We start from the raw sequence: 16,388 nt of genomic DNA on the forward strand, positions 1-16,388 counted from the left end.
GCCTACCTAAATAATCTACTTAGTATAGTATCTTTTTTTTCTGGTCTTTTATTACTCCTATATATGCAAGAATTAATAGTTCCTGTTATGTTTAATTCTCCATTATTTACATCCAACTTATTCATTTTTAGATTTTGACCTTTAATGTTTAAACCACCTAAACTTGTACTAAGTATTATCTCTTCTTCATTAAAACTAATTACCTCTTGTACTCCAGAAACCTGTAACTTCTTTCTATTTTGTAAAGTTAAATTACTTTTCTTTTCTTCTACATTCATTTCTTTTTTAGATTCCATAATATTTATATTATCCTCCTTCTAAAATCAAATACTGCTTATACACCCTTCTTTTTATATATATATGCACTTAATTCAATAAAATGATAAAAAAACATTATGTAAAATAAAAAATGAAAAAGAGCCTATAAATTGATAAGGCTCTTTTTCATTTTTTATTCTTCAGCATCTGCACCAGATATGATTTCATACATATCTTTTGCTTCTTCTTTTCTAGCATGCTCAGTTACATTAACTATTCTTGCTTTAAGTGTATCTTTAGCAAATACTATTTCTATGATATCATTTTCCTTTATACTTGTACTAGCTTTTGCAGGTTTGTTATTTATTAAAACTCTACCACCATCACAAATTTCCTTTGCCTTTGTCCTTCTTTTTATTATTCTTGATACCTTTAAATATTTATCTAAACGCATAAATTATTCCCCTTTATTATAATTTTCGAATTTTAATTTTATAAAAAATCTAGATTTTAATAAAGAAAAAACCTAGATATTTATCTAGGCTTTATTAGTTATCTCTAACTACTTATTTACTCTTTCTTTGAACTCTTTACCAGCCTTAAATACTGGAACTACTGATGCTGGAATTGTGATTTCTTCCTTAGTTCTTGGATTTCTACCTATTCTTTCAGCTCTTTTTCTAGTTTCGAAAGTTCCAAATCCTATTAATTGTACTTTTTCTTCTTTTTCTAATGATTCTTCTACTGCTTCTATAAATGCTTTTAATGCAGCTTCAGCATCTTTCTTAGTTAACTTAGATTTCTCACTCATAACAGTAATTAATTCCGCTTTATTCACCTTAGTTACCTCCTTAAATTAAAGCATACTCTATAACATGAGTATACATAAAATAGCTTATTCTTCAAGAATTCAAAAAATCCTTCTTTTTTTATTATTTTTATAACAAATTTAGTTATAAGCTAGTCATTTTTATTTTTTGCTTGTTCCCACAACCCATCCATTTCCTCTAAAGTCATATTTTCTAAGGATAGACCTTGTTCCTGAGCCTTAGTTTCAATAAAACTAAATCTTTTAATAAACTTATTGGTTGTATGGGTAACAGCTTCCTCAGGATCTATATTTAAAAATCTGCATACATTTACTGTAGCAAAAATTAAATCTCCTAATTCATCTATTATTTTTTCCCTGTTATTAGAATTATATACCTCTTTTACCTCAAAATATTCTTCTTTTACTTTGTCTAAGGCTGGTTCTACATTTTTCCAATCAAATCCTACCTTAGCAGCTTTCTTTTGAACTTTCTCCGCTCTCATTAAAGCTGGCAAATTTTTTGGAATATGTTCTAATATTTGCGTATAATTTTCAAAGTTATTTTCCTTCTTTTTTATACTCTCCCAATTATCTAATACTTCTTGTGTAGTGTCAAGTTTAATTTTTCCAAAAATATGAGGATGTCTAGAAATCATCTTTTCACAAATAATTTCTGTTATATCATAAATATTAAAGAACCCCTCATCTTTTCCTATTTTAGCATGAAATACAACTTGTAACAATACATCCCCTAGTTCTTCAATTAATTTATTTTCATCATCTTCATCTATAGCCTCTAAAACTTCATAACATTCCTCAATTAAGCATTTTTTTAATGTTTTATGGTCTTGTTCTAAATCCCAAGGACATCCTTCTTCTCCTCTTAAAACATCCATAATATTTACCAAGTCATAAAAATTTCTTAAAGCTTTTGTCCCTTTAGGAATATATAAAGAGGTTAAGTAATCAATATCCTCTTGTCTATCTAACTCATAAATTTTTATTTTTCTTATACTTTCTACACCTTTTATACCAGCACCTCTTACAAAATATATTTCTTCCTCATCATTGTAATACTCAGAAAGTGCCAATTTAACTTCTGATGCAATTAAGTTATTATAAACTTGTGTTATTACTATACCTGTTTTATTATTTAGAACAGAGTTTTTCATTTCAAAGGCATCGACAACTTGCATACCTTCAATAGGATCTATTTTTAAACATCCCATGATAGCTTCTAAAAAACTAACTGCTGGAAGTATCTCATATTCTACATTTTCTTTTTTACAAAGATCAATTAATAAAATTACCGACTTCTCTGCAACTAATGGATGTCCTGGTACAGCATAAACAATCTCTTCAAAATGCTTCGCCTTTGATATTATATCTTCTGCAATTGATTTATAAACATCATCAAAACTCTCATTTGTTTCATAAGCATTATCATAAGTTGCAAATTTTATGCCCAATTCTCTTAAGTATTCTACTGTTGGATGTTTTTCCGTTCTTAAAAAAACATTTTCACAGTTTTTCAAGTTTTCTATTGTCCCTAACGTTAAAGAATCTTTATCTCCTGGACCCAATCCTAAAATTTTAATCATTTGCTTACCACACTCCTTCCTATATAGCTTTAACATATTACTTACTATTAGTTAAGCCTTGCACTGAAATTATTATACTTTAGATATTTTAGCACATTTTAAATAACTTTAAAATTCTAAGGTGTTCTAAATTTACGTTTTATTTCTTTATAGGAAAAAATATTAAAAACTATTATAAATATAGAATATATTATGACCCCTATTAAAATTGCTCCTAAACAAGCTAAATTGCTACTTGAAGTTAATATACATATATATCTATAAGAAATTATTACTGCAATAGACATGAATACTGATGCAAATCCTGGCTTAATTGTAGCTTCATAAAAATTAATAGACATATTAAGTTTTTTTCTAATTAAAATTAAATTTAGTATACATGCTATAATATACCCTAAAGTAGATCCTATTACAGCACCGTATATATTAATACCTGGTAAAGGGACCAAAACATAAGTTATTATAACCTTAGCTATACATCCTATGGCTAAATTCTTAACAGGTGCATAAAAATTATTCATAGCCTGTAACAAAGTTGTACTACATTGAGTTAATACTATAAACGGAAGTGATAAAGACATATATTTAAGAATTTCATATCCTCCTACATCTCCCTTAAAAATAAGATTCATTATAGGATAAGCTAAAAAATACAACCCCATGGCGGAAGGAATTGATATTACACTTGATAATTTTATAGCTCCTTCAACCTTATTTTTAAGATCTAATCTTCTTTGTTTTATATAAGCTTCTGCTACTATAGGAACTATAGATGTACATAATGCTACAGATAAAGCAAGTGGTACATGAGATAATGTTGATGCCTTTCCTGTAAGCTGCCCATACAATATAGCTGCTTGTTTAGTTGAATATCCTGCCCTTAATAATTGACTAGGAACTAAAATTGAATCTACCAACCCCATTATAGTTCCTATAACTGCTCCGAATGAGAATGGAACAGCATTTCTTAATATAGTACCAACTATTCCTTTAGAATTTGTACTTATTGATTTATTAAAACATTTAGTTACCTTTAAATATTTAATTATTAAATAAACGAGTCCTATTATAGAACCTATTACAGCTCCTAATGCCGCTCCTCCAGCAGCATACTCTATTCCTAATGGGAACAATATATATGCAAGCCCTACTCCCCCTACAACCCTTCCAATTTGCTCTAAAATTTGAGATATAGCTGTAGGATTCATATTATGTAATCCTTGAAAGAAACCCCTTAAAATTCCCATGATTATAACAAAAACAGGTGCTAATGCCGTAGCTATAAAAGCATAATATGCTTTCATGTCCCATTTTAGACTGTTAATTATATTTTTAGAAAAACAAATAAGTATAAATGAAAATCCTAAAGCCACGGGTATCATTATAAGAAAACTGGACCTTAAAACTTTAAATATTCCTCCCCTGTCGTTATTAGCATTCATTTCTGATATTATTTTTGATACTGCTATAGGTATTCCTGAAGATACTGCTATAAATGTTAAATAAAGAGGATACGACATCTGATAATATCCCATTCCTTCATCACCAATTAATATCTGCATAGGTATCCTAAAAAATAACCCTAAAAATCTTGCTAAGATACCAGCTAATCCAAGGATTAGTGTTCCCTTAATGAGATTTTGCCTTTTCATAATTTTCCCCTCCTGTTAATCCATAGTTTAACGCAAATGTTTTGCTTTAATTAATATTATTTTTAGGTTTGAGGAATTATTACTTTAAGACAAAAAAATAAATGACAGGATTTTCATCACTGTCATTTATGTATAAAACATTTTTACTCCATTTGCTTACCTAAGAAATTAGCAGCTGTTTCAGCTAACTTTAATTCTAATTCTCCGAAACTATCTTTATCTTCATCTGTAATGATTAAAACGTTTCCAATAGTATCTCCTTCTGCTATAATTGGAGCAACAACTTGATACTTATATTTTGTTTCTTCATCATCTTCATATACTGGAATAACTTCTTGTGAGTTTTTACCAAGTATAACAGCCTTTCTTTCTTCCATAATAGTTTCTAATTCGGAACTTATCTTTTTATCTATATATTCCTTTTTAGAACCACCACTAACTGAAATTATTCCATCTTTATCTGTTATAATTACAGTTCCTCCTATGGTTTGTTGTAATGACTCTGCATATTCTTTAGAAAAATCGCTAAGTTCTTCTATTGGAGAATATTTCTTTAAGATTACACCACCATCTCTATCAGTAAATATTTCTAATGGATCTCCTTCTCTTATTCTTAAAGTTCTTCTAATCTCCTTTGGTATAACTACTCTGCCTAAATCATCTATACGTCTTACTATACCTGTTGCCTTCATTTGTTTTCCTCCTTTAAACATGTGTTGCATAAAATATCCTTGTGTTATTATTATCTTTATAATTATGTAATTTTATGCACATATTTAAATCAAATTTTCATAGTAAGACATTTTTTTCTATGATGACCGTAAAAACTCACATATTACATGTATTATTATTCAAATTTATTTTCATATATTTTAACGTTTTTCTCTTTTTTCCACTTCTCCATGGAATCTTTCCAAGCTTTCATTTTCTTATCAATTAAAACCTTATCTTTAATTCTATCTTTTACTTCTTCAAATTTCTTTGGTGGATAATCTGTTTTTTCCATCAATTTAATTATATGCCAACCTCTTTCATCCTGAGAAGGTTCACTAATTTGACCTACTTTCATAGACATAGCTGGTAATAAAAATGGTATTTGCGTTACTTGTTTATACTGTAAAAACCCAAGTTCTCCACCCTTTTCCTTGCTAGATTGATCTATGCTCTTCTCTTTAGCCATCTTAGCAAAATCTGCACCTTTATCTAATTGTTTTTTAATTTCCTTAGCTTCTTTTTCTGTTTTTACTACTATTTGTGCTGCCTTAATTCCATTTGGTTTTTCAGTAAAATCATTTAAATTAGATGTATAATAGTCTTTTAATTCTTTTTCATCCACCTTTATATCTTTTGTAATCTTTTCATACACTTTATCAGACAGCATTGATATTTCTGCATTTTCCTTTATTCTTGTTTGCAATTTCTCTTCAGTTAATTTTTCTTTTTCTAGAGCTTTCTTATACTCTGCATCTGTTTTAAATTTTTCTCTTATTTGTTTTTTAGTTTCATCAATTCTTTTTTGTAATTCTTTTTCATCGACTTTGATTTTTAGATCATCAGCTTTACTTTTTATAACCATATTAGTTACTAAAATTTCTGTTAGCTTAGCTCTACCCTCTTTTAAAATTTCCTTAGCCTCTTCATTTTTTTCATAATTATCACCATATTTTTGTTTTAGAGGTTCAGTCATATAAGCAAGCTGTTCATCAAGTTGTCCTCTTGTTATTTTATTACCATCCACCTTAGCTACAATCTCTTTTGCAACAGCCTTAGGAGTTTTTTCGATCATTTTACATCCACTTAAACTAGCCATCATTGTTAAGGCCATAATAGCACAAGTTAATCGTTTTGTATTCTTCACTTTAAGTACCTCACATTTCCATTTTATTTTTTTATTTTTAGAATTTTACATAAAATGATTTTATCATAACTACTTTAATTTTTAAACTATAGTTAAAAACTCTTTAAAAAGTTCAATAAGCCTTTCTAAAAGATTTTCTTTCTTTATATTTTTTAAATTATAGTATAAGACTGGCTCATCACCTAATTTAACCGCTAGCTCTCCCCTATAATCAGATAAAATCTTCTTAATTAATTCCCTACTTAATTTTTCCTTATTTATAAATTTAATATCTAATTTTTCTTTTACTTCTTTTATTTCTACTATTCCTAATTCATTTGCAATACTCTTTAAATATGCTATATTAATGAGATTTCTCACTGAAGGTGGTATATCTGAGAACCTATCTTCTATTTCATCTTCAATTTCAACTAATTCTTCATCTGAAGATATAGATGCAATTTTTTTGTAAACTTCTATCTTCTGAGTCTCATCTTTTATATATCCACTTGGTATATATGCATCAATCTTAATTTCAATTGTTGTTTCAAATGCTTCCTCTTCTATATCTCCTCTTATTTTAGCTATTGTTTCTTCTAGCATCCTACAATATAGATCATATCCTACAGAAGACATATGGCCATGTTGAGAAGAACCCATCATATTTCCCGCTCCTCTGATTTCTAAATCTCTCATAGCGATCTTAAAACCTGAACCAAGCTCTGTAAATTCTTTTATTGCCTTTAATCTTTTTTCTGCAACCTCTGTTAGTACTTTATCTTTCATATAAGTAAAATATGCATATGCTATCCTATTAGAACGTCCTACTCTTCCTCTTAATTGATAAAGTTGAGATAATCCCATTTTATCTGAATCATATATAATCATAGTATTAGCATTTTGTATGTCTATACCTGTTTCTATAATAGTTGTACATAATAAAATATCATATTTTCTTTCCATAAAGTCAATCATTACATTCTCTAATTCTCTTTCAGTCATTTGACCATGTGCTATAGCAATTCTTGCCTCTGGTATAAGATTAGATAGATATACACTCATATCTCTTATAGTTTCTACTCTATTATATACAAAAAATACCTGTCCATTACGTGCTATCTCTCTCATAATAGCATCTCTTATTAATTGTTCATTAAATTCCACAACATAAGTTTGAATTGGATATCTTTCTTCTGGTGGTGTTTCAATTACACTTATATCTCTAACCCCTGTTAAAGACATATGCAATGTTCTCGGTATCGGAGTCGCAGATAGGGTTAAAACATCTACGCTTTTCTTTAAGTCTTTAATTTTTTCTTTATGCTTTACTCCAAATCTTTGTTCTTCATCAACAATTAGAAGTCCTAAATCCTTAAATACTACATCTTTTTGTAATAATCTATGCGTTCCTATTATTACATCTAAATTTCCTTCTTTTAATGCTTGTAATGATTTCCTTTGTTCTGCTGCAGTTCTAAATCTACATACCATATCAATATTTACAGGGAAACTTGAAAATCTTTTAATAAAATTATTATAATGTTGTTTTGCTAATATTGTTGTAGGAACCAGCACAGCAACCTGTTTTCCATCCATAACTGCCTTAAATGCCGCCCTTAATGCTACCTCAGTTTTTCCGTATCCTACATCTCCACAAAGCAATCTATCCATGGTCTTTTTAGACTCCATGTCCCCTTTTATCTCTTCTATTGCTGTTAATTGATCTGGAGTCTCCTGAAATGGAAATTCATCTTCAAATTGCTTCTGCCATACAGTATCCTTTGTATACTGATGACCTTTTAGTATGCTTCTAGCCGCATAAAGCTTAACTAGATCTTCTGCAATATCTTCTATAGACTTTTTAACTTTTCTTTTAGTTTTACTCCATTCTGCACTACTTAACTTTGATATCTTTGGAGTTTTTCCTTCAGAACCAATATACTTTTGAACTAAATCCAATTGGTCAACAGGTACATATAAAAGATCATTTCCACCATAAGAAACTTGTAAGTAATCTTTCTTATGTCCACCTACTTCTAGTTGTTTTATTCCCTTATATACACCAATACCATGATTTACATGAACTACATAATCTCCTAATTTTAATTCTGTAAAACTTTTTATCTTAGCTACACCTTTTTGATTGGTTTTATGTTTTGCTTTTCTCTTAGATTCTCCAAAAACTCCTTTATCTGAAATAACACAAAGCTTTAATTCTGGATATTCATAACTTCTTAACTGACTTCCATATGTTACTACAACTTCTCCATAAGCAATTTCATCTACAATATCCTTATAAACACTTTCTACACCTTTATCTCTCAAAGTTTGAATTAATCTTTCACCTCTACTTTTGGTACCAGAAAGCAGTAAGATTTTATATCCTAACTTTTTCTTTTCCTTTATTCCCTCTATTAGTAGATCTAACTGACCATGATATTCATTTAAAGTTATTTCAGAAAAAGATACTATAGATTCAGGCTTGAATTCTTTTAATGTCTTGGTAATACCACTTATAGTTAATAATTCTCTAGAAATAATATATTCTTTTAAAATTTCCTTACTTATAATCAGCTCACCTTGTTTAGGAAGAAGATTACCTCTATTTAAGAAATTATCAAAATTTTCATTAAACTCCATGTAAATACTATCAAGCTTACCTGAACACCTTTGTGGGTCATCCATTACTATAAATACATCCTTAAAGTATTCAAAGAATGTAGAAGTCTTTTCATAAAAATAAGGAATATAACTATCTATAGTTTCAAATGTCCATTTCTCTTTTAAAGCTTCTAGGTTAGTGTTTATTATACTTAATATTTTTTCTGCTTCTTCATACTTATTATTTTTGTTAAATTTTTCTACGGTTGTTTCTAATTGTGTTTTAATATTATTATATCCATTTTCCAGATTTTCCTTGTACAATATAATTTCTTTGGCTGGAAAAACCTCAATAGTAAAACACTTGTCTATACTTCTTTGAGTTTGTGCACTAAAATTTCTAATTGAATCAATTTCATCATCAAAAAGCTCTATTCTATAAGGCATATTTGCAATAGGAGGATATATATCTATAATTCCTCCTCTTATGGAAAATTGTCCTTTTTGTTCCACCGTAAGTGTTCTTTCATATCCGCTCTGAACTAATCTCTCGCTTAATTTTTTTGTATCTACTGTATCTCCCACAGATAATTTAAAAATATTTTCTTTAAACATTTCTAAAGGAGTATAAACAGCCACTAATGCATCCACAGTAGTAATTACTATCTTTTTTTCTTCTCGTAACATTTCTCTAATAACTTTTAATCGTTCCCATCTCAAGTCGCCAGAAATGGCATCTATGTTATAAAACACTAGTTCCCTAGTAGGCAAATAATATACATTTGGAAGAAAAAAGTTTAAATCCTCATATAAATTTCTTGCTTCAATATCATTATGAGTTACAATTAAAATAGACTTATTAACTGTGTTGTATATAGCATTTGTTAAATAAGCTTTTGACGATTCAGATATACCATAAACCCCTATTGGATAACTTTTTTCTGTCATATTTTTTTTAATTTCAGAAAATCGTTCATTTTCCAATAAGGGCTTCATTAATCCTTTAAGCCTCATTATATAACACCTCTTATTTTAAACTTATAACATATTAACGCTCTTATTCATCAACAGAAAATCCATTAAATTTATTCATGGTTTCCGTTACTCCTGACTTAACTATCATCTCTACAATTTGAGGGCATATTTTTAAAACTTCTTCTACCTTTGCTCGCTCCTCTTTTCCAAACTTACCCAAAACATGCGCAACTAAATCATTTTTAGGTTGACCAACTCCTATTTTTATCCTTGGGAAATCTTGTGTACCTAATTTCTTTATTATATCCTTGATTCCATTATGTCCTCCTGCACTTCCTTTAGCCCTAACTCTAACTTTTCCTTCATTTAAGCTAATATCATCATATAACACTATAACTTTCTCTGTAGGAATATCATAATAATCAACCACTGCTTGCACACTATCTCCACTCAAATTCATATATGTAGAAGGTTTTAATAATATAATTTTTTCACATCCTATCCTTATTTCTCCATAGGTTCCTTTAAATTTTACCCTATCAATATTAATTTTATACTCTTCCGCTAACACATCTATTGCATCAAATCCGGCATTGTGTCTTGTATTTTTATATTCGTCACCTATATTGCCTAATCCTACTACTAAATACATAATTTCCTCCTATTTCAAACCATTATTCACTACAGTACCTATATTAAGGTTTTAATCCATCTTAATATCAAAAATAATTAGCATGCAATTATTGCATGCTAATTATTAATTTTAAATTATTTTTATAATTACTTCAACTACCTACACTTATATCACTGTAAATAATCTCTCCATTTCTCCATATCCTTAAAACTAACTTACTATCTTTCTTATTATAAATACTAATAAGTTCCCCTAAATCATCCATATTTCTTACTGTAATATTATTTACACCAGTTATAATATCTGTAGGTCTAATATTTTCTTTTTCACTTATACTATGTTGTAAAACCTTTCGGATATATACTCCTTCTACACCTTCATAACCAGTCGGTATAGCATTTTTACCAACAATACCTAAAGACTTTATTGCATTAAACTTCGAATTCAATATATTATTCACAACTTCTTCAATTTCATAAGGGTGCAACGCATTATAACTACAATCCTTTAATGCACTATTATCCTGTCCTTGAAAATTTATACCTAATACTTTTCCATCTTCATCGCAGATAATTGTTCCACCTTTGAGGTTCTTATTATTAGATATACCTGTCTGAATAAAATTAACTAAAAATTTTTTATTACCTTTAATATTTAAATTGCTAAATAATCTTTTTTCTATAGATACCATATTTCCTAAAAAGTTTCCCTTATGCTGTTCATCACCTTCTAAAATTATAATGTTCCCAGCTAGAGTACACTTCTCAATATTTCTAAAACTTATAGTCTTCAAATTCTCCTTATTTATCTTAATAACAGCTATTCCAGTTAGACTATCTTCCCCAATAAATTCTCCTTTAATTCGTTGTCCATTACTTAAACTAACCAAGATATTATTTTTATCTGGAAGATCATTGGCCCTTGTAATTATATATCCGTTTGATTTTAAAATTAACCCCAATTCCTTCACATTTTTACTTTCTATAATAACAGACTTATCTAACATAGAATTAAAAAATTTATCATAGTTAGAGTTATACTTACTTACCATACTAGCATCAGGTGAAAATTTATATTTCATTGATTTTTGTCCTAAGCTTTCACTTCTTATTTCTCTAATGTTAGTATTATAATCTACGTGAGTTTTAAAATACGATATAATTAAAATACTTGAAGAAACGGTAAGAGTAATAATAATTGTAACATTACTAAAATATTTTATACATTTATTAGTGTTACTTTTTCTAAATTCTATATTTTGCTTTCTCACTTCTTTTATTTTAGCTTTTTTTAGATTTAAGCCTGTTTTTAACCGCATTCTACCACTTCCTGTTTAGATTATGTATTAACAAATTTATTTAGATTTATCTAATGTGAATGTAAAACAAACTCCCTTATCTTCGTTTTCCACCCATATCTCTTGATCCAATTGTGATAATATTTCTCTAACTATAGAAAGCCCTAGACCTGTGCTCATTTTAGATGTTCTTGATTTATCTCTCTTATAAAATCTTTCCCATAATTTTTTTAGTTCTTCATCAGGTATGGGCTTAGAATCATTATACACAGAAATAATAGCTTGTTTAGATTTAGACTTAGCATTTATCTTAATTTCAGCATCTTGTTCAGAATATTTTATAGCATTATCAAGTAAGTTAGTTAGTACCTGTATAATTCTATCTTTATCTGCTCGTACCATTAATTTATCACTATCAAAATATACATCTACAGTTAAGTTTTTTTCTTTTATTCTTGTTTCAAACTTTAGTACAGTTATTCTGATAATCTCATTTATATCAATATCTTCTATTATAAGTTTAAACTTACCATCTTGTAATGCTGATATATCTAAGAGTTCATTAACCAACCTAGTTAATCTTTGAATTTCCTCATGAGCTAATTTTAAATAATAGGTTTCTTTTTCTTTTGGAATAACACCATCTATTATTCCTCCTATAAATCCTTTAATTGAAGTAATAGGGGATCTTATTTCATGAGACACATTAGAAATAAATTGTCTTCTATTGTCTTCTATTTTCTCCAAAAAATCTGCCATATAATTAAATGAACTAGCAAGTTCTCCTATCTCATCGTTAGTTCTTATTGTTACTCTTTTATCTACTTCTCCCTTAGAGATTTTTCTAGCAACATCATTTATTTCTCCCAAAGGAGTTAAAATAATTCTTTGTGAAAATGCATATATTACAAAACAAGATATAATAATGGCAAAAACTGCGGATATCCATATTATCTCATAAAATCTATTTAAAGGATCAGTAATTTGATTCATAGGAGTATTCATAACTATGGCTCCTAAAAATTTTCTATCATGAGTAATTACTGGAATTTCAATACTATGAACTAAGGTTTCATACACCTCTCCATAGCTACTTTTTTTATCTAAAATTTTATTATGTTTCAAATCTTTTACATCATTTATAAATAACTGAGTTCCTATTAATTTTTTATGAGAATATTCCGAAACAGAATATATATACCCCCAACTATCAACAAGCCAAATATCTGCATTTAAATAGTTTCCTACAAAGTGTAAAGTTTCCTCTACGGCTTCTGGAGTTATATCATTTCTTATATACCTTACAGCTAGCTGACTTAGTATAGGTGCTTGGCTTTCTAATTGTTTCGTTCTTTGTTCAAAATAATAATTTTCAAACCAAAATGATAGAAACGCAGCTAAAATCACAAAACTTAATGAAATTATTAATGTATAAGTAGCTAACATCTTAGTGAAAAGACCCTTTTTTCTCATCTATTTCACCTCAAACTTATATCCAACACCCCAAACAGTTTCAATTTGCCAACTTCCCGCTCCTTGAAGTTTTTCTCTTAATCTTTTTATATGAACATCGACAGTTCTTGAATCCCCTGGATAATCATACCCCCAAACTTCACATAAAAGTTGTTCTCTTGTAAATACTTTATTTTTATTTAGGGCTAAGAAATATAAAAGTTCAAACTCCTTAGGCGGCATCTTAAGTTCTGTACCTTTATATATAACATTATAAGAATTTATATCTATAACTAAATCTTCAAAAGATAATACTTCTTTATTTACACCTTCAACATTATATCTTCTTAAAACAGCTTTAATTCTAGCTATAAGTTCTTTAGGTTCAAATGGCTTAACCATATAATCATCAGCACCTAATTCTAAACCTAATACCTTATCAAAGGTTTCTCCTTTAGCTGTTAAAAGTATTACTGGTGTCTCACTATCTTTTCTTATAGTTTTTAAAACGTCTATACCATCAACATATGGTAACATTATATCTAATACCATTAAATCTGGCTTATATGAACCAAACTTCTCTATAGCATCCTTTCCATTATGAACTACAGCAGTTTCATATCCTGAATTTTCTAAATACATTTTTATAACTTCGCATATATTTTCATCATCATCTACAATTAAAATTCTTGCTATTGCTCCTTCCACATTAATACCCTCCCTTTATATTTATATTTATAATTTATCATATTTAAGTTTTTATTTTTTCAGTTTTACTTAAATGTTACAAAATATTTACCATGTACAATAATATTTTTTCCTAATTAATTGATTATATGTAAAAATAAAAACATGTTATAGTTATACTACAACATGTTCTTATTTAAAATGAAAATTAATCTTCAAATAATGTACTTATAGAAACATCATCATGAATTCTACCTATAGCATCCGCAAATATTGGTGCTACTGGTAATATCTTAAACTTAGAAATTCTTTTTTCTTCTGGTAAATCAATTGTATGTAACATAACAACTTCTTTTATAACTGAATTTTCAAGTCTTTCTATAGCTGGTCCTGATAATACGCCATGACTACAGCAAGCATATACATCTTTTGCACCCATTTTTTTAAGTGCAGCTGCACCGTTTGTTATTGTACCTGCAGTATCTATCATATCATCTATCATAATACATACTTTGTCTTTAACTTCCCCAATTATATTCATAACTTCTGATACATTAGCCTTTGGTCTTCGCTTATCAATGATCGCTATTGGTGCGTGTAACTTGTCAGCAAATTTTCTTGATCTTGCAACACTACCTAAGTCTGGTGAAACTACAACTACATCATCTCTATCTTTAAAACCATTTTCTATGAAATAATTTGCAAGAATTGGGCATCCCATTAAATTATCTACTGGTATATTAAAGTATCCTTGAATTTGTGCTGCATGTAAATCCATAGTCAATACTCTATCAATACCTGATGCTGTTAAAATATCTGCAACTAATTTAGCTGTAATTGGATCTCTTGATTTTGCCTTTCTGTCTTGTCTAGCGTAACCATAGTATGGTATTACTGCTGTTATCCTACCAGCAGATGCTCTTTTTAATGCGTCAACCATTATTAATAGCTCCATTAAATTATCATTTACTGGAGCATTTGTTGATTGAATAACAAATACGTCAGTACCTCTAACAGTCTCGTTAATGTTTACTGAAATTTCCCCATCACTGAAAGTAGTTACTCCTGAATGTCCTAAAGATATTCCAAGTCTATCAGCAATATCTTGTGCTAATCTTTTGTTTGCGTTTCCTGTGAAGATTTTAATATTTTTCCCATTAAACTGCATTATGTAGACCTCCTAAAAATTATTTCTTTAGCCCCTTTTTTTCTACCCAATCAGCTATGTTAGTTTGTCTTGACCTTGCAACTGCTAATGCTCCTTCTGGAACTTTCTTAGTAATTGTAGATCCCGCTGCTATATATGAGTTTTCTTTAAGCTCAACAGGTGATACTAAATTAGCATTACATCCAACAAATACGTGGTTTCCTATAATTGTCTTATGTTTTTCTTTTCCGTCATAATTTACTACTACTGTTCCGCAACCAAAATTGCAACCAGAACCCACTTCGGCATCTCCTATATATGTTAAATGTGATACCTTAGTATTATCTCCTATTGTGGACTTTTTGATCTCAACAAAATCACCAATTCTGGCATTTTTACCAATGTTACTATCAGGTCTAATATATGCAAAAGGTCCAACCGTAGTATTTTGGCCAATATGACTTTCTAATATTACAGAATTTTGAATAGTAACCCCTGCTTCAACAACACTATCTTTAATTCTTGAGTTAGGATATAACATACATCCTTCCTTTATAATAGTTTTTCCCTCTAGTACATTGCCAGGATATATAATTGTATCTGATCCAATTTCTACATCTGTTTCAATATAAGTAGTACTTGGATCAATTATTGTTACCCCATTTTCCATATGTTTTTTATTAATTCTTTTTCTTAAAATTGCTTCTGCCATACTTAATTCCACTCTGGAATTAACAGCAGTTGTTTCTTCTACTGGAACTTCAAAAGCTCCTATTTTAAATTTTTTATTTTTAAATATTTCAATTATATCTGTTAAATAATATTCATTTTGTGCATTATTATTAGATAATTTATTTAAATTATCTAATAAAGCCTCTATATCAAAACAATACATTCCTGAATTAACTTCTTTAACTTTAGCTTCTTCTTTTGTGCAATCTTTAAATTCAACTATCTTTTCCACTTCAGATTTTTCGTTTCTTATTATTCTTCCATATTTAGATGGATTTTCTAGTACTGAAGTTATTATGGTAGCTTTATATTCTCCATCTTCATGGAATTTAAATAATTTTTCTACCATTTCTTCGGTAATTAATAAACCATCACCTACAAATATTGCAACAGTTCCTTTTTTACCCTTTAAAAATTCATTACAACACATTACTGCATGCCCAGTACCTAACTGTTCTTCTTGAAGTGAATAAGTAACGTTTCTGCTTTTTGTACTTTCCTTAACTTGTTCTGCACCATAACCTATAACTAAGTTTATGTTTTCAATTCCTGTAGACTTTATTGTATCTATAACAAGATTAATCATCTCTTTACCACAAGCTTTATGTAATACCTTTGGTAGTTTTGATTTCATTCTTGTACCTTTACCTGCAGCTAGGATAATAGCACATTTATCCAAATTCAACACCTCGTATATATTTATT

General features: G+C 28.7%; 14 protein-coding genes. All 14 read right to left on the bottom strand.

Features of this window, described 5'->3' with window-relative positions; translation table 11 throughout:
- Window positions 1–2: 2 nt before the first annotated feature.
- Window positions 3–296, bottom strand: coding sequence for a sporulation protein YabP (gene yabP, locus QOZ93_RS01465; RefSeq protein ID WP_307354835.1), 294 nt, complete (start codon window positions 294–296; stop codon window positions 3–5).
- A 155-nt stretch (window positions 297–451) separates the two neighbouring features.
- Window positions 452–712, bottom strand: a complete 261-nt coding sequence (locus QOZ93_RS01470; protein ID WP_111944155.1) for an RNA-binding S4 domain-containing protein — start codon at window positions 710–712, stop codon at window positions 452–454.
- A gap of 108 nt (window positions 713–820) precedes the next feature.
- Window positions 821–1,096, bottom strand: a complete 276-nt coding sequence (locus tag QOZ93_RS01475; protein ID WP_111944156.1) for an HU family DNA-binding protein — start codon at window positions 1,094–1,096, stop codon at window positions 821–823.
- Window positions 1,097–1,218: 122 nt separating this feature from the next.
- Complete coding sequence (gene yabN / locus QOZ93_RS01480; protein WP_307354836.1) at window positions 1,219–2,670, bottom strand: bifunctional methyltransferase/pyrophosphohydrolase YabN; 1,452 nt, start codon at window positions 2,668–2,670, stop codon at window positions 1,219–1,221.
- Between the two features lie 116 nt (window positions 2,671–2,786).
- A complete protein-coding gene (locus QOZ93_RS01485; RefSeq protein ID WP_307354837.1) occupies window positions 2,787–4,322 on the bottom strand; it encodes a putative polysaccharide biosynthesis protein in 1,536 nt (511 codons plus the stop codon).
- A 143-nt stretch (window positions 4,323–4,465) separates the two neighbouring features.
- Window positions 4,466–5,014: a stage V sporulation protein T gene (gene spoVT / locus QOZ93_RS01490; RefSeq protein WP_307354838.1), complete on the bottom strand. Its 549-nt coding sequence runs from the start codon at window positions 5,012–5,014 to the stop codon at window positions 4,466–4,468.
- A gap of 155 nt (window positions 5,015–5,169) precedes the next feature.
- On the bottom strand, window positions 5,170–6,180 hold the full coding sequence (locus tag QOZ93_RS01495) for a peptidylprolyl isomerase (protein WP_111944160.1): 1,011 nt from the start codon (window positions 6,178–6,180) through the stop codon (window positions 5,170–5,172).
- An 81-nt stretch (window positions 6,181–6,261) separates the two neighbouring features.
- On the bottom strand, window positions 6,262–9,774 hold the full coding sequence (gene mfd, locus QOZ93_RS01500) for a transcription-repair coupling factor (RefSeq protein WP_307354839.1): 3,513 nt from the start codon (window positions 9,772–9,774) through the stop codon (window positions 6,262–6,264).
- Window positions 9,775–9,817: 43 nt separating this feature from the next.
- The gene (pth, locus tag QOZ93_RS01505; protein WP_307354841.1) at window positions 9,818–10,387 is read right to left on the bottom strand and encodes an aminoacyl-tRNA hydrolase; all 570 of its coding nucleotides are present in this window, start codon (window positions 10,385–10,387) and stop codon (window positions 9,818–9,820) included.
- A gap of 133 nt (window positions 10,388–10,520) precedes the next feature.
- Window positions 10,521–11,687, bottom strand: a complete 1,167-nt coding sequence (locus QOZ93_RS01510; protein WP_307354842.1) for a S1C family serine protease — start codon at window positions 11,685–11,687, stop codon at window positions 10,521–10,523.
- Window positions 11,688–11,723: 36 nt separating this feature from the next.
- The gene (locus QOZ93_RS01515; RefSeq protein ID WP_111944164.1) at window positions 11,724–13,139 is read right to left on the bottom strand and encodes a HAMP domain-containing sensor histidine kinase; all 1,416 of its coding nucleotides are present in this window, start codon (window positions 13,137–13,139) and stop codon (window positions 11,724–11,726) included.
- Window positions 13,140–13,826: a response regulator transcription factor gene (locus QOZ93_RS01520; protein WP_111944165.1), complete on the bottom strand. Its 687-nt coding sequence runs from the start codon at window positions 13,824–13,826 to the stop codon at window positions 13,140–13,142.
- 187 nt (window positions 13,827–14,013) lie between these two features.
- Complete coding sequence (locus tag QOZ93_RS01525) at window positions 14,014–14,973, bottom strand: ribose-phosphate diphosphokinase (RefSeq protein ID WP_111944166.1); 960 nt, start codon at window positions 14,971–14,973, stop codon at window positions 14,014–14,016.
- A 19-nt stretch (window positions 14,974–14,992) separates the two neighbouring features.
- On the bottom strand, window positions 14,993–16,363 hold the full coding sequence (glmU, locus tag QOZ93_RS01530) for a bifunctional UDP-N-acetylglucosamine diphosphorylase/glucosamine-1-phosphate N-acetyltransferase GlmU (protein ID WP_307354843.1): 1,371 nt from the start codon (window positions 16,361–16,363) through the stop codon (window positions 14,993–14,995).
- Window positions 16,364–16,388 lie beyond the last annotated feature (25 nt).

This window comes from Hathewaya limosa, assembly GCF_030815255.1.
Classification (GTDB): domain Bacteria; phylum Bacillota; class Clostridia; order Clostridiales; family Clostridiaceae; genus Hathewaya; species Hathewaya limosa.